Here is a 17,268-nt window from a genome sequence, read left to right on the forward strand (position 1 = left end):
GGCCTTGGGAGGCTTAGTTCTCCGGTTGTCCGACGAGGGCAGCATTAAGGCCGACCTCGGGTGTCTGGTCCGAGAAGATCGAGGCAAACCAACCCGGATTGGAGACCAGCGACGGCTTGAAGGCGTTGCAGCCGGCCTTCATCTCCGCCCATGTGCCTTCGTCGCACAGCTTGATCGTCTCATTGGTAACGACCGGCAGCGGCAGGATGGTGGTCTTCGGCACGTCCTTGCCTTCGATCGCCTCGACGGCAAGCTTCAGCGCCAGCGCACCCGAATAAGGCGGCGAGGCATAGGAAATGCGTTGTGCGCCCGCCGGTGCATAAGGAGGAGCGGCACCTTCGACTTCGGTGCCCTCCGGCAGCATCTGGATGCGGCCGCCATTGGAACCTTCGCCGGCGCAAGGCAGGAGTTCGCTGGTCTTCTTGCCAGCCTCGAGCTGCATCGAGTTGGCGGTGAAGCAGCCGACCTGCATCCACAGTCCGTTGATGTCGTCCCAATTGCGGGTGGCCAGGATTTTCGAAAGTTCGGTGCGGGCGACCGCCTGGCTCCACATGCCGACAGCCTCGCCGACGATCTTGATATCAGGATACTTGGCGAAGACTTCCTTGGCGGCCTTTGTCCGCTGATCGTCAACGGATGTTCCCGGGACGCCCGTGATGGCGATGATGTTGCCCTTGCCGTTGAGCTTCTTGACCAGCCATTCGGCGGTCACCCTGCCCGCTTCCAGCTGGTCTATGTGGACGTTGTAGGCGCAAGGCTCGGTGATCTCGGCGTCGTACGCAAAGACCTTCACACCCTTGTCGCAGGCATTCTTGACGACCTGGTTGAGCGCGGTCGGCGAGATCGGATACACGACGATGGCTTCGGCGCCGCTTTGCACCATTGCGTTGATCTGCTGAATCTGGCGTTGCGCGTTGGGGCCAGCAACCTGGACCTGCAGGTCGACCTTGTCGGCCAGGCTCTTATGAGCGGCCATGGCCTTGACCATGTTGGCCGCCTCCGCCTGCCAATCATTGCCGATGTAGCTCATGCTGAGAAAGATCTTGTGCTTCTCGGCGGCCTGCGCGGCGGACAGGCCGAAGGCGCACGCAGCCATGCCGGCCAGCAGCGCGAGCCGCCGGACTTTCGATCCGATACCCATGTGGAACTCCTCCCAAACAGAACGACCGAATGCCTCCCAAGGGCAAAACGTAAACCCTTGTCATTCGATGCCAGCGACCGTATCATGATTTGATCAAATATCAATGATGGAATCGTTTATATCAAAACGGGCTATGTCGGCCGCTTGACGTGGCACCACGAACCTTGCATTCCGGCACAAGCAATAGTGTCGCCCATGGGCGGGAAGGTTGACCGGAGATGGCTGGATCGGCGTTCAGGAAGCCTGGTGTCGAGATCATTCCATTGTCCAAGGAAACTCTGCAGGACCGGGTCTACAACCAGGTCACCGAGTTGATCCTCGACGGCAGCATCGTGCCGGGCGAGATGGTCACGGTTCAGAGCCTCGCCGACGCCTTTGGCGTCAGTCCGATGCCGGTCAGGGAAGCGCTGCGGCGCCTGACGGCAGCCAACGCGCTCACCGTGGTATCCGGACGCTCCATTGGTATTCCGGCGCTCAGCCGCGAGCGGCTCACCGATTTGCGCAATGTACGTTTTGAGATAGAGGCCATCGCCGCCGGCTGGGCCTCACAGAACCGCAGTGATGCGGATCTTGCGATTTTCGCGCGCGATCTGGACTCACTGGAACGCGCGAATGGCGCGGACGACGTAAAGGCCTATCTCAGGGCGAATTATACCTTCCACTTCGCAATCTACCGAGCAGCGGGATCCGAAACCCTGCTCAAGATCATTAAGGATCTGTGGCTGCAGATCAGCCCCTATTTCAATATGCTGCATGGATCCTACTCAACCGCGAACACATACCATCAACAGATGTTTGCGGCCCTGCGCGACCGGGACGAGCAGGCAGTTCAGGCGGCGGTTCGCGGCGATATCGATGCGGCTTTCGACATGCTGGTCGATCTTTTGAAGTAGCGCCCGGCCCGACCTCCGACCCCTATCACATGCCTCCTATTTCTGGGGATGGCAGAGCAGCGCTCATGCGCACTCAGCGGGCAAGCGCGGGCTTCTTCTGGTGACCTAGAGATCATTCCCGAGCGCGCCATCCATGGTTCTCGTGCTTGAGCTTGCGAGGCGGCAGCCGATGACGCGGCGAAGCACATGACCCGCATCCTCATTGTCATTATCGGATTGCCAAAATCTGGTAGCGTGATTATACCAGTTGATCAGTTGACGACGGGCGATACCGTCCGCTGAGATCAGGAGTAGTGACCAGATGACAACGATTGCGCTGTTCGGTGCCGGTGGGAAAATGGGCTACCGCCTGTCGACCAATTTTCGCGGATCGCCCTACACGATACGCCATGTGGAGGTCAGCGATGCCGGCCGCGAACGACTGAAGACCGGGCTGGGTTTCGATACGGTCAGCGCCGACGAAGCGCTCAAGGGCGCCGATGTGGTGATCCTGGCCGTTCCCGACACGCATATCGGCAAGGTGGCGAGCAGCATCGAGAGCAAGCTGGCGCCGGGCACCATGGTGGTGGTGCTCGACGCGGCGGCACCCTTCGCCGGCCACCTGCCGAATCGACCGGACCTCACCTATTTCGTCACCCACCCCTGCCATCCGCCGATCTTCAACGACGAAACAGACATGGCGGCAAAGAAGGACTATTTCGGCGGCGTCAAGGCCAAGCAGCATATGGTCAGCGCCTTGATGCAGGGGCCGGAAGAGGATTACGCCAAGGGCGAGGCGATCGCGAAGATCATCTGGGCGCCGGTCATGCGTTCGCACCGCGTCAGCGTCGAACAGATGGCGCTGCTGGAACCCGGGCTTTCGGAGACGGTGTGCGCCTCGTTGCTGGTGGTCATGAAGGAAGCCGTCGACGAGGTCGTGGCACGCGGCGTCGACCAGCAGGCGGCGCTCGACTTCCTGCTCGGCCATATGAACGTGCTGGGCGCCGTCATTTTCGGCGAGACCAAGGGCGTTTTCTCGGATGCCTGCAACAAGGCGATCGAGTTCGGCAAGCCGGTGCTGATGCGGGACGACTGGAAGCGCGTGTTCGAGCCGGAAGAGATCGCCGCCAGCATTCAGCGTATCACCTGAAGAGGAGAGGCGCTGCCGCAGCGCCGCGACGTCGCCGTACCGTTGCGACGCTCGGCATCGTAGCTCATCAGGTACATATCACCTGAATTCGTGGTTGACTCATCATACCAGTTGGCTTAGCTGTTCATGGCTCGGATCGACAGGGTTTTCGCAGGAGTACGATGCCTGGGCGAGTGGAGGATGGCTGGGGAGCAACGATCCGTGGAGGGGAAGCCGGCAAACGGCTCTTTAGCCCGAAAGCGATCCGCCGCCCGCGCCGCCTGACGAATTCGGATGCCGACAGATGCTTTGGGTTACCAAGGCAATTTTCAAACGGGAGGACTTCATGAAACTTACACGCAGAATGACGCTTGCGGCTTTCGCCGGCATGCTGGCGCTTGGCACGGCCGCGCCCGCCTACGCGGCGGATCTCATCGCCATCATCACGCCCTCGCACGACAATCCGTTCTTCAAGGCGGAAGCCGTCGGCGCCGAAGCCAAGGCCAAGGAACTCGGCTACGAGGCGCTGGTGCTGGTCCATGACGACGACGCCAACAAGCAGTCCGAGCTGATCGACACCGCGATCGGCCGCGGCGCCAAGGCGATCATCCTCGACAATGCCGGCGCCGACGCCACCGTCGCCGCCGTGCAGAAGGCCAAGGACGCAGGCATTCCGTCCTTCCTGATCGACCGCGAGATCAACGCCACCGGCGTCGCCGTCGCGCAGATCGTCTCCAACAACTACCAGGGCGCCCAGCTCGGCGCGCAGGAATTCGTCAAGCTGATGGGCGAGAAGGGCAATTTCGTCGAGCTGGTCGGCAAGGAATCCGACACCAATGCCGGCATTCGTTCCAAGGGTTATCACGACGTCATCGACGACTATCCGGACCTGAAGATGGTCGCCCAGCAGTCGGCCAACTGGAGCCAGACGGAAGCCTATTCCAAGATGGAATCGATCCTGCAGGCCAACCCCGACATCAAGGGCGTGATCTCCGGCAACGATACGATGGCGATGGGCGCCTATGCGGCACTTGCCGCGGCGAACCGCAAGGATGTCATCGTCGTCGGCTTCGACGGATCGAACGATGTTCGCGACTCCATCACCTCGGGCGGCATCAAGGCAACGGTGCTGCAGCCCGCCTTCGCGCAGGCGCAGATGGCGGTCGAGCAGGCCAACGACTTCATCAAGAACAAGAAGTCGCCGGCCAAGGAAAAGCAATTGATGGACTGCGTTCTGGTCAATGGCGACAATGCCGCCAAGCTGGAGACCTTCGCGCTGACGAACTGAGCCAGCGTGATTTGAATAGCGAGGGGCGAACCCAGGATCGCCCGTCGTTGCCATTTTCCGTGGGCCGCCCACGATGCTGAACGACAGGCCGCCATGCTGAACACCAAGCCGAACTGGCCGATCCTTACCGTGATGGTCGGCATCAGCCTGACCGGCTGCAAGATCCTGCCGACGAAATCGGACGACAGCAACAACGCTGCCACCTTCAATCCAGACAAGATGGTCGAAGAGATATGGGCGGCAAAGGTCGTGCCCTATCTCCAGCAGAAAGCCGGAGCGTTTGCGCAGGTTCACACACTGGCGACAACCGACCCAGCGGCTGCCGGCGCCAAATACGGCAATCCGAACAAGCAGGCGAATTCGCCTTGGACTTTCGCGGTTCGGCTGGAAGGCAAGATTATCGCGGCCAACACACAGTCGCGTGCGGCAACGGTCGACGTCGATGTCGACGGCGACGGCAAAGCCGATGCACGGGTGCAGATCGGACCGGCGGTGCGCGGTACCGCGCTGCGCGACAGCCTGGACTTCATCCAGTTCAACGACTTCACCAACCAGATCGACTTCGCCCAGTTCGGCAAGGCTTTCAACGCTTATGCCGACAAGACGGTGCTTTCCAAGCTGCCGCGCGAGGCGCTGGAAGGCCGCAGCGCCAAGGTGCTCGGCGCCTACACGCTGGGCAGCGGCCAGGACCTGCCGCTGGTGACGCCGGCGGAGGCAGAGATCGGGCCGAAGCCATGAGCGCGATCGCGGAGCGCGAAATCATTCTGAAGCTCGAGGACGTCTCCAAGGTCTATTCCGGCACCGTTGCGGTCAAGCGCGCCAATTTCGAGGTGCGCAAGGGCGCGGTCAACGTGCTGGTCGGCGAAAACGGCGCCGGCAAGTCGACGCTGATGAAGATCATCGCCGGCGTCGAACGGCCGACCGCCGGCCGCATCCTGCTGGAAGGCGAAGAGGTTTCCTTCTCGTCATCCGGTGATGCGGTGAACCGTGGCATCGGCATGGTGTTCCAGGAGCTGAACCTGTTCGGCAATATGAGCGTCGCCGAGAATATTTTCGCCACCCGAGAAATCACCAACCGCTTCGGCAAAATCGACCACGCGCAACAGGAAAACCGCGCTGCGGAATTTCTGGAACGCCTGCAGGCCGGCATCCGGCCCGACATGCTGGTCGAGGATCTGCGTATCGGCCAGCAGCAACTGGTCGAGATCGCCAAGGCGGTTTCGCTCGACGCGCGCATCCTGATCATGGACGAACCGACCTCGGCGCTGAGTGCTGCGGAAGTCGAGATCCTGTTTAAGGTGATCGCCGACCTCAAGGCGCGCGGCGTGGCGATCGTCTACATTTCGCACCGGCTCGAAGAGCTGATCCGCATCGGCGACTACATCACCGTGCTGCGTGACGGCCGCATCACCGGCCAGGAAGAGATGAAGAACGTCGACACGCAGTGGATCGTTCGCCAGATGATCGGCTCCGACGCCAAGGACTTCGCCAAGGCCGACGGCCATCTTCCGGGCGAAGAGATTTTTCGTGCCGAGGAGATCTGCCTGCCTCGTGCCACCGGCGGACTTGCCGTTGACCATGTCTCGTTGTCGCTGCGTGCCGGCGAGATCCTCGGCATATACGGCTTGATGGGCGCCGGGCGCAGCGAACTGTTCGACTGCATCATGGGCCGCCACGGCCATTCGACCGGCGACATCTTCATTGGCGGTAGAAAGGTCAAGGAGCGCGATACGACGCGGCGCATCCGGCGCGGGCTGGCGCTGATCCCCGAGGATCGCCAGCGCGAAGGGCTTGTCTCGATCCTTTCGGTCGCCAGCAATTTGACGCTGGCCAGCCTGTCGCGCTTTGCCCGCCTGTTCCACATCCGTGGCGCCGACGAAAGGCAGGCGGTGACGCAGGTGGTGCGGGAGTTGGCGATCAGGGTCGCCGACCCGGCGCAAGAGGTGTCGTCGCTGTCGGGCGGCAACCAGCAGAAGGTGGTGATCGGCAAGGCGCTGCTCACCGAACCCAAGGTGCTGTTGATGGACGAGCCCAGCCGAGGCATCGATGTCGGCGCCAAGGCCGACGTCTTCCGCACGATGCGCAAACTGTCCCGCGACGGTTTGGGGATTTTGTTCGCCACCTCCGATCTCGATGAGGTGATGGCGCTGTCGGACCGCATCGCAGTGATGAGCAACGGAAAACTGACCGGCATGTTCGACCGCACTGAGGCGACGGAGGCGGCACTCGTCGCCGCATCGGCGCTTGGCCACGGACCAGCCCCACATACGGAGAGCACCGCCCATGACTGACATCCCAGCCAAAGCGGCCGCTCCCTCCGCTTCCAGCGGCTCGGTGCTGCTGACAGTTATGAAGCTCAGGACCTTCATTGCGCTGATCGCCGTGCTGATCTTCTTCTCGATCGCGGCGCCGAATTTCCTGTCGACCGCCAATCTGATCCTGATGTCGAAGCACGTGGCGCTGAATGCGTTCCTGGCGATGGGCATGACCTTCGTCATCATCACCGGCGGCATCGACCTTTCGGTCGGTTCGATCGTCGGCCTGTGCGGTATGGTGGCCGGGTATCTCGTGCTCAACGGCATCGACCTGCAGATCGGCTACACCATCTATTTCAACGTCTTTGAGATCGCGCTGATCACGCTTGCCGTCGGCATATTGATCGGCGCCGTCAACGGCTTGCTGATCACCAGGCTAAACGTCGCGCCGTTCATCGCCACGCTCGGCGTGCTCTATGTCGCGCGCGGCCTGGCGCTGCTGTCGTCGGATGGCCGCACCTTTCCCAACCTCGTCGGCAAGCCGGAGCTTGGCACCACCGGCTTCGGTTTCCTCGGTGCAGGCCGGCTGCTCGGCTTGCCGGTGGCGATCTGGATCCTCATCGTCGTTGCACTGGGAGCCGCCTATCTCGCCAAGTACACGCCACTCGGTCGCCATATCTTCGCCGTCGGCGGCAATGAACGGGCGTCGCGGATTTCGGGCGTCCGGGTCAACATGGTCAAGATGTTCGTCTATATGTTCTCCGGTTTCTGCGCGGCGATCGTCGGCCTGATCATCTCGTCCGAGCTGATGGCCTCGCATCCGGCGACGGGGGAAAGCTTCGAGCTCAACGCCATTGCGGCGGCGGTGCTTGGCGGCACTTCGATGTCGGGCGGCCGCGGTACGATCGGCGGCACCATCGTGGGCGCCTTCGTCATCGGCATCCTTTCGGACGGGTTGGTGATGATGGGCGTGAGTTCGTTCTGGCAGATGGTGATCAAGGGCCTCGTCATCATCGTCGCCGTCGTCGTCGACCAGGCACAGCGCCGGCTTCAGCAACGTGTCACCTTGATGCAGATGGCAAAGGCAGGCTGAGCATGGCGGAACTGCGGGGAGCGCTGATCGGCTGCGGCTTCTTTGCCGTCAACCAGGTGCATGCCTGGCGCGACATAGCGGGCGCCTCGATCATCGCCATCTGCGACCGTGACCCGGAACGGTTGCGGATCGTCGGTGACCAGTTCGGCATTGCGAAGCGCTATACCGATGCGGCGGACCTTTTTTCCGGCGAAAGCCTGGATTTCGTCGACATCGCCACCACCGCGCCCAGCCATCGTCCGCTGGTCGAAATGGCGGCCGCCCATCGCGTTCCGGTGATCTGCCAAAAGCCGTTCGCGCCGACGCTTGCCGACGCAAAGGCGATGGTCAAGGCATGCGCGGAAGCCGGCGTTCCGCTGATGGTGCATGAGAATTTTCGCTGGCAGTCACCTATCCAGGCGGTGCGGACCGTGCTCGATAGCGGCGAGATCGGCACGCCCTTCTTCGGGCGTATCTCCTTCCGCTCGGCCTATGACGTGTTTTCCGGTCAGCCCTATCTGGCGACGGGAAAGCGCTTCATCATCGAGGACCTCGGTATCCATATCCTCGATATCGCCCGTTTCCTGCTCGGCGACGTCTCGACCATCACGACACGAATCGCCCGCATCAATCCCGCCATTGCGGGCGAGGATGTGGCGACCATGCTGATGGACCACAAGAGCGGCGCAACCTCCGTGGTCGACTGCAGCTACGCGACCAAGCTCGCCACCGAGCCGTTTCCCGAAACGCTGATCGAGATCGATGGCAGCGACGGCACGATCCGGCTGGCGCAGGGATACCGGCTGACCGTCACCGGCAAGAGCGGCACGGCCGTCACCGACGTCTCGCCGCCGCTGCTGGCCTGGGCGTCGCGGCCCTGGCACAACATCCAGGAAAGCGTCGTAGCCATCCAGCAGCACTGGGTCGACTGCCTGGCAAAGGGGACCGAGCCGGCGACCTCGGGCGCGGACAATCTCAAAACGTTCGCGCTGGTCGAGGCCGCCTATGCTGGGGCCGCGAGCCGGCAATCGGTGCAACTCGACGCCTTGCCGAAATGACCGCCGACACTTTCCTGCTCTACGGCACGCGCGTGGTCGAGGCCGAGCCGGTCAGGCTCAGCGCAGGCTCGCTCAGCGCCGACTTCGTCAACGGCAATCTACGCACCATCCGCCATGGCGGCACCGAAGTGCTGCGCGCCATCGCCTATATCGTGCGTGACCGCGACTGGGGCACCTATGAGCCAAATTTGACAGACCTGATCATCGACCAGGCTGCCGACGCTTTTTCGGTCAGCTATTCGGCAAGCTGCCTGGCCCCCGATGGAAACCGGCTCGGCTTCCGCGCCACCATCAAAGGCTCTGCCGACGGCCGTCTGGTCTTCGACGTCAGCGCCCTTCCCGAAAGCGATTTCGAAACCAACCGCTGCGGTTTCTGCATCCTGCACCCGATCGCCCGCCTCGCCGGCAGCCCGGTCACGGTCGAGCATACGGACGGCAACGTGGTGGCGACAAAGCTTCCCGAACTGATCGACCCCTGGCAGCCTTTCAAGGATATCCGCGCCATCTCCCATCAGGTTCGGCCTGGTGTCACCGCTGAGTGCCGGATGGAAGGCGATACTTTCGAAATGGAGGACCAGCGCAACTGGTCGGACGCCTCCTACAAGACCTATGTGCGGCCGCTGGTGCTGCCGTGGCCGTATGTGCTGCCTGCCGGCCAGCCCCTGCGCCAGACGATCAGCCTGCGCATCGCAGGTGACGGCAAAGCGCCGGCTGCCGCAGTGGCCAGCGAACCGGTCAGAGTCAAACTCGCCGAGGCGGGAGCAAGGCTGCCCGATATCGGCGTGATCATCTATCCCGAGGATGTCGAGACGGCGCTGGCGAACCTCTCCACGCTGGCGGAACTCGGCCCACAACAGCTGCTGTTTCACTACGATCCGACGCGCGGCCACGGGCTCGATGCCTTGCGCGCTTTCGCCCGGCTCGCAACTGCCTACGCAGCCGAAACAACCCTCGAATGCGTCGTTGCCTGCGCTGGCGATCTTGACGCCGAGCTGTCCGGCGTCGCCGACCTGGTTCGCCGGGCCGGGCTAAAACTCTCGGCCATTGCCGTGTCGCCGTCGGTCGACCGGCAGTCGACGCCGCCGGGCAGCGCGTGGCCGGAATGCCCGCCGCTCGACGTCATTTATGCCGCAGCGCGGCGGGCATTCCCCGATATCCGCCTCGGCGGCGGCATGTTCAGCTATTTCACCGAACTCAACCGCAAGCGCGTTCCGGCAGACCAGCTCGATTTCGTCACCCATTGCACCTGCCCGATCGTGCACGCCGCCGACGATCTCAGCGTCATGCAGTCGCTGGAGGCGCTGCCTTTCATCACCCAATCGGCACGGGCTATCTTCGGGGCAAAGCCCTACCGGATCGGACCGTCGACGATTGCCATGCGCCAGAACCCTTATGGCGGAGCGACCAAACCCAATCCCGGGGGACAGCGCATTGCCATGGCCGACAGCGATCCCCGCCATGCCGGCCAGTTCGCGGCGGCTTGGACGGTCGGCTATGCCGCGCGCGTCGCAGCCGCTGGGCTGGAACAGCTCACGCTCTCCAGCTTCACCGGACCGTTCGGCGTGCTGGCGTCATCCGGAGAACCCGTCGCGGAAGGATCGCCCCGGCCGCTCTTCAGAGCCATCAAGGGGCTTTGCGAACTGGCCGGCCTTGCGCATGTGGCGGCAGGGACGAGCGATGAGACCAAGGTGCTGGCGCTGGCTGGACGCTCGGCCTCGGGCGACACTGTCGTGTGGCTGGCGAACCTGACGGCGGACGACGTGCAGGTCGACATTTCAGCTTTTGGCCGAGGCCATCTCGTGATGACGCCTTACGAGATCCTCCGGATCGACTGACGTTATTTTTCGGAGTTCATCACGTAGAGCGCGCGCGAGCGTTCTAGATGCTTGATCATCGCCTTCTCGGCGCCGTCTGCATCCTTCAGCTCAATGCGGCCTATGATCTCTTCGTGCTCGGTGAGCGTGAACTTTTCCTTGCCGGTCCAGATCAGCATTTCGGTGTGGTATTCCTTCAGCCAGCCGAGCATCGCCTCGCTGACGGCGACATAGATCGGGTTGCCGGAGATCGCGGCGATCTGTGTATGGAACTTCATGTCGGCGGAGATGAAGGCTTCGGAAGCGCCGCGAAAGCCGCGCTGTTCGGCAACGGTGGCCCGCAGCCGCAGCACATCCTCGGCGGTGGCCTTTTCGGCGGCTTCCCTGACCATACCACGCTCGAAGAAGATGCGCGCGGTCTTCAGGTGCTCCAGCGTGTCTTTCGATGACGACAGGATGATCTTGGCGGCGCCGTCGACCTGCTTGATGATCGACTTGGCGGTGAGTTGCAGCACCTTGGCGCGTTCGCCATGCGAGATCGCAACCAGCCCCATATTGCTCAGCGCCTGCATCGCCTCGCGGATCGCGGGGCGGCCGACCTCGAAGCGCTCCATCAGCTCGCGCTCCGAGGGCATGTCGTCGCCTGGCATCAGCTCGCCGCTGGTGATCAGCCGCTTCAGCCGCAAGAAGACCTCATCGGAAAGCTTGCGCCGGACAATCGGTTCCGAACGGTTCATCGCCGCGAATCACTCCCTTGACCCGGCCCTATCTAACACTGCCGCCACAATTCCCGGAATTGCCGTCTGTCGATCCCGCTGCCGGATATGACTTGCAATACTTATGTACTCATTATACCAGATTTGAAACACCAGTGAACCTTTTTCGAACGCCTCGGCTTGAGACAGCGGACCATGATCACGCTCACCTACCGCATCGAAACGCCTGGAAGCATCGAAGCGCTGGCGGCCAAGATCGCCAGCGATCAGTCGACCGGCACCTTCGTAGCGCTGCCCGGCGAGACCGAGGAACTGAAGGCCCGGGTGGCGGCGTGTGTGCTGGCGATTCGGCCTCTGCCCGATGCCGAGCGGCCGTCGCTTCCCAATGACGGTAAGGGGCCGTTCAGGCGCGCCGATGTCGACATCGCCTTTCCGTTCGATGCCATCGGCACCGACCTTTCGGCGCTGATGACGATTGCCATCGGCGGCACCTATTCGATCAAGGGCCTTACCGGGATTCGCGTCGTCGACATGAAATTGCCGGAGGAGTATCGCGGGGCACATCCCGGCCCACAGTTCGGTGTCGCCGGCAGCCGCCGGCTGACCAATGTGACTGACCGCCCGATCATCGGCACGATCGTCAAGCCGGCGCTGGGATTGCGGCCGCACGAGACGGCGGCAATGGTGGCGGAACTGATCGCCGCCGGCGTCGACTTCATCAAGGATGACGAGAAGCTGATGAGCCCGGCCTATTCGCCCCTGTCGGAACGGGTGAAGGCAATCATGCCGCTGATCCTCGATCACGAGCAGAAGACCGGCAAGAAGGTGATGTATGCCTTCGGCATTTCGCACGCCGATCCGGACGAGATGATGCGCAACCACGATCTGGTGGCGAAGGCCGGCGGCAATTGTGCTGTTATCAACATCAATTCGATCGGCTTTGGCGGCATGGCATTCCTGAGAAAACGCTCCGGCCTGGTGCTGCATGCTCATCGCAACGGCTGGGACATCCTCACCCGTCACCCCGGCCTCGGCATGGACTTCAAGGTCTGGCAGCAATTCTGGCGACTGCTCGGCGTCGACCAGTTCCAGATCAACGGCATCGCCTCGAAATACTGGGAGCCGGATGACTCTTTCGTCGAATCCTTCAAGGCGGTGACGACGCCGATCTTTTCGCCTGGGGACTGCGCATTACCGGTGGCAGGTTCCGGCCAGTGGGGCGGTCAGGCGCCCGAGACATATGCACGGACCGGCCGGACCGTGGATCTTCTCTATCTCTGCGGCGGCGGCATCGTCAGCCATCCGGACGGACCGGGCGCCGGCGTACGTGCCGTGCAGCAAGCCTGGCAAGCGGCGGTCGACGGCATTCCGCTGGCCGACTTCGCCTTGAACCATCCCGAACTGGCGCGGTCGATCGAAAAATTCGGCGACGGCAAGGCAGCCTGAGACGATGCAGGACCTGCTTCTCAGCTATTATGGCGACGACCTGACCGGCTCGACCGATGTCATGGAGGCGCTCGAGCTCGGTGGCGTGCCGACCGTGCTGTTCATGCGCCAGCCGGACGCGGCCCTGCTGTCCCGGTTTGGCCATTGCCGGGCGATAGGGCTGGCCGGCACCAGCCGCAGTGAGACGCCGCAATGGATGGACACGCATCTGCGCGATGCCTTCGCCTGGCTGAAGACGCTTAACGCCGAGATTTGCCACTACAAGGTCTGCTCGACCTTCGATTCCAGCCCGACGATCGGCAGCATCGGCCGAGCCATCGAGGTCGGCCGCTCGGTGTTCGCGCAGGATAGCGTGCCGCTGCTGGTCGGCGCGCCGCAGCTCAAGCGCTATACCGCTTTCGGCCATCTGTTCGCGGCCTATCGCGACCAATATTTCCGCATTGATCGCCACCCGGTGATGAGCCGCCACCCGACGACGCCGATGGATGAGTCCGACCTGCTGATCCATCTGTCGCGGCAGACGGCGCTGAGCTCCGGGCTGGTCGACCTTGCGACGCTGCAGTGCGCGTCGCGGTCGGCGGCGTTCGATCGCCTGACCGGAAACGGCACCGCTATCGTGCTTGTCGATATCGACAATCTGGAAACTCAGGCCCTTGCCGGCAAGGAGCTATGGCGCGTTCGCAAGCCCGGCGGTTCTTTTGTCGTCGGCTCGTCCGGGGTCGAGTATGCGTTGCTGGCCGAATGGGTGTCGAATGACATTGTCGGCACTGGACAAGATTTCACGCCGCCGGGCGCAGCCGAGCGGATAGCCGTCGTGTCGGGCAGTTGCTCGCCGACCACCGAACGACAGATCCGGCATGCCCTGACCGACGGTTTCGACGGCATCGAGGTCGATCCGGTCGAACTGGTTTCGGAGGCCTCGCAGCAGGCGATCACGCGCGCAACGGCAAGCGGCCGTGCCAGTCTGCAAGCCGGGCGCAGCGTCATCCTCTACACCGCGCTTGGCCCCACTGCCGACAGGGGCGCCGAAATCGACCGGGAGGAAGGCGCCCGCCACAGGCTTGGCCGCGGCCTCGGAGAAATCCTTCGCAACCTGACGGTGGAACAGAGCCTGCGTCGCGTGGTCATTGCAGGCGGCGACACGTCGAGCCACGCACTCGGCGAGATGGGCGTCGATGCCCTGACAATTCGCATGCCGCTGCCCGCTTCGCCGGGTTCCCCGCTTTGCGTTGCCCATTCGCGCGTCAAGGCGATCGACGGACTGGAGGTCGCGCTCAAGGGCGGCCAGGTCGGGACCGATCGCTATTTCTCAGCCATCCGCGACGGCCTCGGCGGTTGAAACAGCCAGCGCCTGCGTCCAGGTGTTGGCCGGTGGGAACATCTCAGCGCGCGAAATACGCCTTGCCGGGTGGAAATCCCGGTAACACCCGGTATTATCTGCGAAAATACCGAAATCGGGAGGATGCCGGGTGCAGACCAAGAAGATCATCAACGATGGCAACCGCGCCGTCGACGAGATGCTGGAAGGCATCCTGGCAGCGCATCCCCGCCATCTCAAAAGCGTGGACGGCAGTCCACGCTCCATCGTCGCCCGCGACGGGCCGCGCCAGGGCAAGGTGGGCCTGGTCATCGGCGGCGGCTCGGGCCACGAGCCGAGCTTTCTCGGCTTCGTCGGCAAGGGCTTGGCTGACGCTGCGGCCATCGGCAATGTCTTTGCCTCGCCGCCTCCAGATCCGATCCTCGAATGCGCCAAGGCGGTCAGCGGCGGCGCCGGCGTGCTGTTCATGTACGGCAATTATGCCGGCGACGTGATGAATTTCGACATGGCGGCCGAGATGGCGGCGATGGACGACATCGAGGTGCGCACGGTGCTGAGCACCGACGACGTTGCCTCGGCACCGCGCGACCAGCGGCACAAGAGACGCGGCGTCGCCGGCAATTTCTTCATCTTCAAGGCGGCCGGCGCCGCCTGCGACCGGATGTTGTCGTTCGACGAATGCGAGCGCATCGCCGGCAAGGCCAACGACCACACCTTCACCATGGGCGTGGCGCTGTCGCCCTGTTCGCTGCCGCAGACCCGCCGGCCGAATTTCGAGATCGGGCCGGACGAGATGGAGATCGGCATGGGCATCCACGGCGAGCCCGGCATCGCACGCGAAAAGTTGAAAACAGCCGATGAGATCACCGACGAGATGCTGGACAGGATCCTCGACGAGATGGCGCCGGCGCGCGGCGACAAGGTCGCGGTGCTCGTCAATTCGCTGGGCTCAACGCCGCTGATGGAACTCTACATCATGAACCGGCGCGTGAAGCAGAGGCTCGATGAGATCGGTGTGTCCATCCACGCAAGCTGGGTCGGCAATTACTGCACCTCGCTCGAAATGGCCGGGGCCTCGATCACGCTGCATCGGCTGGACGGCGAGTTGCAGACGATGCTGGACCACCCCTGCGACTGCGCCATGTTTCGCGCCGGCTAAACCCACTCTGTGGCAAGGACTAAGACATGACGACAATCGATACTGCCCGCCTTGTCACGATGTTCGCAGCGATCGCAAACTCCATGTCAGCCGACAGGGACAGGCTGTGCGCGCTTGACGGGGTTATCGGTGACGCCGACCACGGCATCGCGATGGAGCTTGGATTTTCCGCTGCGCGCGATGCGGTGGCCGGACTGGACACCGCGGCGACCGATCCGACCACCTTGCTGAACACGGCGGCAAAGTCGTTCCTGAATGCGGTCGGCGCCTCCTCCGGTCCGCTCTATGCGACCGCGCTCATGCGCGCCGCGGCAGCCGTCAAGGGCAAGACGGCGCTCGACGACGCGGATGTGGTCGCCCTGTTCCAGGCCATGGCCAAGGGCATTCAGGATCGCGGCAAGGCAGAGCTTGGCGAAAAGACGATGATCGATGCATGGGCGCCGGCGGGGCAAGCGGCGGGCGAAGCGCTGGCCTCAGGCAAGGATCTGGCCGCCAGTCTCAAGGCCGCCGCCCAGGCGGCAGAGACAGGCGCGGAAGCGACCAAAGCGATGGTGGCCACCAAGGGCCGGGCATCACGCCTCGGCGAACGTTCGCTTGGCCATATGGATCCGGGCGCTGCGTCCGCCGTCACCGTGATCGAGGCGATGCGGACCGCCTTGACCGACTGATCATCAGCGGACTTGCCGCGTCTTTCAGCGCTTGGCGTCGAGCTTGTCGACGGCCTGCACGTTCGCGGCAGATGGGCCATTCGGATCAAACTCGGAGGCAAGCCATGCGTCGGCGATCGATTTCGCCAGTTCGGGACCGATGACGCGGGCGCCCATGGTGATGATCTGGGCGTTGTTGGACTTGGCGGCGCGCTCCGCGGAATAGGTATCGTGGGTCAACGCGGCGCGAATGCCCGGCACCTTGTTGGCAGAGATGCTGACGCCGATGCCGGTGCCACAAAACAGGATGGCCCGGTCGTAGTTGCCGTCGAGAATTTCGTGGCCGACCGAGGCGGCGATATCGGCGTAGAAGCCGGCCTGGCTGAGGTCGACGACCTGCAACTCCGGCTTGGTGGCGAGATGCTTGGCGATGACATCGAGCAGCGGCTTGCCGGCGCTGTCGGCTCCGAGTGCGATCTTCATGATGATGAACTCCTTTGCTTTTGTTTCTATCTCTTTGATTTGACGCAATTCCGGACGGAAAACCGCTTCACACTTTTCCTGGAATTGCTCGCGCGGTTAGCGCGCGATGGCGGCCGACGCCTTTTTCAGAATGTCGATATAGCCTTCCGCTTGCCACGCCGAGCGGCCGATGAACAGGCCATCAATATGCGGCTGGCCGATAAGTTCGGCCGCGTTGCCGGGGTTGACGCTGCCGCCGTAAAGCACAGGCGGGGCAGCCGGCAGCCGGTCAGCGGCTACCTGCTTGATCAGCGCTTGCTGCTTGTCGGCATAGTCGGCGCTTGCGGGAATGCCCTTCTCCCCGATCGCCCAGACAGGCTCGTAGGCAAAGAGGATTTCCGCCTTCGGTTGATCGCCGCTCAGCTCCTGCAGCGCGCCGAGAACCTGTGCCGTCAGCACCGCCTCGGCGCGGCCTGATTCACGCTCGTCCAGCGTCTCGCCGACGCAGATCAGTGGCACGAAACCGTGCCTGACAGCAGCTGCCGTTTTCAGTCCGACAGTCGCATCCGTCTCGCCGAAATGCTCGCGGCGCTCGCTATGGCCGAGTTCGATTACATCCAGCCCGCAGTCTTTCAACATCACTGGCGAAATCTCTCCCGTCCAGGCGCCGGCATCGGCCCAATGCATGTTCTGGGCACCTACCTTCACGCGGGTGTTGGCCAGTGCCGCCTTGACCTGGCGCGCGGCGGTGAACGGCGGAATGACGAAAGGCTGTATCGCCTGATCGAAACCAGGCACGAAGGCGGCCAACGCATCGGCGAACAGCAACGCCTCGGCAAGCGTCTTGTTCATCTTCCAGCTCGTGCCGACCCAATATGGGGCCATTGTTTT

Annotated in this window: 16 protein-coding genes; 12 read left to right on the top strand and 4 right to left on the bottom strand. The window is 63.0% G+C overall.

Going from position 1 to position 17,268, the window contains the following annotated elements; all coding sequences use genetic code 11:
• Positions 1 to 13 precede the first annotated feature (13 nt).
• Entirely contained in the window at positions 14 to 1,141 is a 1,128-nt protein-coding gene (locus tag LB559_RS29675; RefSeq protein WP_013533052.1) for a sugar ABC transporter substrate-binding protein, read from the bottom strand.
• A gap of 218 nt (positions 1,142 to 1,359) precedes the next feature.
• On the opposite strand from LB559_RS29675, the gene LB559_RS29680 reads away from it, so the two are divergent.
• The 8 genes from LB559_RS29680 to LB559_RS29715 all read left to right on the top strand — a co-directional run bounded on the left by LB559_RS29680 (position 1,360) and on the right by LB559_RS29715 (position 10,650).
• Entirely contained in the window at positions 1,360 to 2,034 is a 675-nt protein-coding gene (locus LB559_RS29680) for a GntR family transcriptional regulator (protein ID WP_013533053.1), read from the top strand.
• A 301-nt stretch (positions 2,035 to 2,335) separates the two neighbouring features.
• Positions 2,336 to 3,163 carry a phosphogluconate dehydrogenase C-terminal domain-containing protein gene (locus LB559_RS29685; protein ID WP_064995024.1) on the top strand — a complete coding sequence of 276 codons (828 nt, stop codon included), beginning with the start codon at positions 2,336 to 2,338 and terminating at the stop codon, positions 3,161 to 3,163.
• A 325-nt stretch (positions 3,164 to 3,488) separates the two neighbouring features.
• Complete coding sequence (locus tag LB559_RS29690) at positions 3,489 to 4,430, top strand: D-ribose ABC transporter substrate-binding protein (protein WP_224675630.1); 942 nt, start codon at positions 3,489 to 3,491, stop codon at positions 4,428 to 4,430.
• Between the two features lie 93 nt (positions 4,431 to 4,523).
• Positions 4,524 to 5,168: a DUF2291 family protein gene (locus LB559_RS29695; RefSeq protein WP_224675631.1), complete on the top strand. Its 645-nt coding sequence runs from the start codon at positions 4,524 to 4,526 to the stop codon at positions 5,166 to 5,168.
• Entirely contained in the window at positions 5,165 to 6,721 is a 1,557-nt protein-coding gene (locus LB559_RS29700) for a sugar ABC transporter ATP-binding protein (RefSeq protein WP_224675632.1), read from the top strand. Before LB559_RS29695 ends, LB559_RS29700 begins: the two co-directional genes overlap by 4 nt.
• Positions 6,714 to 7,778, top strand: coding sequence for an ABC transporter permease (locus LB559_RS29705; RefSeq protein ID WP_024502456.1), 1,065 nt, complete (start codon positions 6,714 to 6,716; stop codon positions 7,776 to 7,778). Before LB559_RS29700 ends, LB559_RS29705 begins: the two co-directional genes overlap by 8 nt.
• 2 nt (positions 7,779 to 7,780) lie before the next feature.
• Positions 7,781 to 8,815 (top strand): Gfo/Idh/MocA family protein, encoded by a 1,035-nt coding sequence (locus LB559_RS29710; protein WP_224675633.1) that lies wholly within the window; start codon positions 7,781 to 7,783, stop codon positions 8,813 to 8,815.
• The gene (locus tag LB559_RS29715) at positions 8,812 to 10,650 is read left to right on the top strand and encodes a hypothetical protein (protein WP_224675634.1); all 1,839 of its coding nucleotides are present in this window, start codon (positions 8,812 to 8,814) and stop codon (positions 10,648 to 10,650) included. Before LB559_RS29710 ends, LB559_RS29715 begins: the two co-directional genes overlap by 4 nt.
• Before the next feature lie 2 nt (positions 10,651 to 10,652).
• Here the strand turns inward: LB559_RS29715 and LB559_RS29720 are convergent, their stop codons facing one another.
• A complete protein-coding gene (locus LB559_RS29720) occupies positions 10,653 to 11,366 on the bottom strand; it encodes a transcriptional regulator NanR (protein WP_013533062.1) in 714 nt (237 codons plus the stop codon).
• Between the two features lie 174 nt (positions 11,367 to 11,540).
• Here LB559_RS29720 and oiaX point away from each other — a divergent pair, with 174 nt between their 5' ends.
• From oiaX to dhaL, 4 genes are all read left to right on the top strand, one after another.
• A complete protein-coding gene (oiaX, locus tag LB559_RS29725) occupies positions 11,541 to 12,791 on the top strand; it encodes a 3-oxo-isoapionate-4-phosphate decarboxylase OiaX (protein WP_224675635.1) in 1,251 nt (416 codons plus the stop codon).
• Positions 12,792 to 12,795: 4 nt separating this feature from the next.
• Positions 12,796 to 14,130: a four-carbon acid sugar kinase family protein gene (locus LB559_RS29730; RefSeq protein WP_224675636.1), complete on the top strand. Its 1,335-nt coding sequence runs from the start codon at positions 12,796 to 12,798 to the stop codon at positions 14,128 to 14,130.
• A 130-nt stretch (positions 14,131 to 14,260) separates the two neighbouring features.
• The gene (locus tag LB559_RS29735; protein ID WP_027163947.1) at positions 14,261 to 15,268 is read left to right on the top strand and encodes a dihydroxyacetone kinase subunit DhaK; all 1,008 of its coding nucleotides are present in this window, start codon (positions 14,261 to 14,263) and stop codon (positions 15,266 to 15,268) included.
• A 26-nt stretch (positions 15,269 to 15,294) separates the two neighbouring features.
• Complete coding sequence (dhaL, locus tag LB559_RS29740) at positions 15,295 to 15,936, top strand: dihydroxyacetone kinase subunit DhaL (protein ID WP_027163948.1); 642 nt, start codon at positions 15,295 to 15,297, stop codon at positions 15,934 to 15,936.
• 24 nt (positions 15,937 to 15,960) lie between these two features.
• On the opposite strand, the gene LB559_RS29745 is transcribed toward dhaL, so the two are convergent.
• Both LB559_RS29745 and LB559_RS29750 read right to left on the bottom strand, forming a co-directional pair.
• The gene (locus tag LB559_RS29745) at positions 15,961 to 16,398 is read right to left on the bottom strand and encodes an RpiB/LacA/LacB family sugar-phosphate isomerase (RefSeq protein ID WP_024502451.1); all 438 of its coding nucleotides are present in this window, start codon (positions 16,396 to 16,398) and stop codon (positions 15,961 to 15,963) included.
• A 96-nt stretch (positions 16,399 to 16,494) separates the two neighbouring features.
• Positions 16,495 to 17,262: a triose-phosphate isomerase gene (locus LB559_RS29750; protein WP_013533068.1), complete on the bottom strand. Its 768-nt coding sequence runs from the start codon at positions 17,260 to 17,262 to the stop codon at positions 16,495 to 16,497.
• Positions 17,263 to 17,268 lie beyond the last annotated feature (6 nt).

This window comes from Mesorhizobium sp. BR1-1-3 (genome assembly GCF_020165455.1).
GTDB lineage: Bacteria > Pseudomonadota > Alphaproteobacteria > Rhizobiales > Rhizobiaceae > Mesorhizobium > Mesorhizobium ciceri.

Bases quoted from the DNA above. Each gene is read 5' to 3' on its own strand.
- LB559_RS29675 (WP_013533052.1), bottom strand. From the start codon at position 1,141: ATGGGTATCGGATCGAAAGTCCGGCGGCTCGCGCTGCTGGCCGGCATG.
- LB559_RS29680 (WP_013533053.1), top strand. From the start codon at position 1,360: ATGGCTGGATCGGCGTTCAGGAAGCCTGGTGTCGAGATCATTCCATTG.
- LB559_RS29685 (WP_064995024.1), top strand. From the start codon at position 2,336: ATGACAACGATTGCGCTGTTCGGTGCCGGTGGGAAAATGGGCTACCGC.
- LB559_RS29690 (WP_224675630.1), top strand. From the start codon at position 3,489: ATGAAACTTACACGCAGAATGACGCTTGCGGCTTTCGCCGGCATGCTG.
- LB559_RS29695 (WP_224675631.1), top strand. From the start codon at position 4,524: ATGCTGAACACCAAGCCGAACTGGCCGATCCTTACCGTGATGGTCGGC.
- LB559_RS29700 (WP_224675632.1), top strand. From the start codon at position 5,165: ATGAGCGCGATCGCGGAGCGCGAAATCATTCTGAAGCTCGAGGACGTC.
- LB559_RS29705 (WP_024502456.1), top strand. From the start codon at position 6,714: ATGACTGACATCCCAGCCAAAGCGGCCGCTCCCTCCGCTTCCAGCGGC.
- LB559_RS29710 (WP_224675633.1), top strand. From the start codon at position 7,781: ATGGCGGAACTGCGGGGAGCGCTGATCGGCTGCGGCTTCTTTGCCGTC.
- LB559_RS29715 (WP_224675634.1), top strand. From the start codon at position 8,812: ATGACCGCCGACACTTTCCTGCTCTACGGCACGCGCGTGGTCGAGGCC.
- LB559_RS29720 (WP_013533062.1), bottom strand. From the start codon at position 11,366: ATGAACCGTTCGGAACCGATTGTCCGGCGCAAGCTTTCCGATGAGGTC.
- oiaX (WP_224675635.1), top strand. From the start codon at position 11,541: ATGATCACGCTCACCTACCGCATCGAAACGCCTGGAAGCATCGAAGCG.
- LB559_RS29730 (WP_224675636.1), top strand. From the start codon at position 12,796: ATGCAGGACCTGCTTCTCAGCTATTATGGCGACGACCTGACCGGCTCG.
- dhaL (WP_027163948.1), top strand. From the start codon at position 15,295: ATGACGACAATCGATACTGCCCGCCTTGTCACGATGTTCGCAGCGATC.
- LB559_RS29745 (WP_024502451.1), bottom strand. From the start codon at position 16,398: ATGAAGATCGCACTCGGAGCCGACAGCGCCGGCAAGCCGCTGCTCGAT.
- LB559_RS29750 (WP_013533068.1), bottom strand. From the start codon at position 17,262: ATGGCCCCATATTGGGTCGGCACGAGCTGGAAGATGAACAAGACGCTT.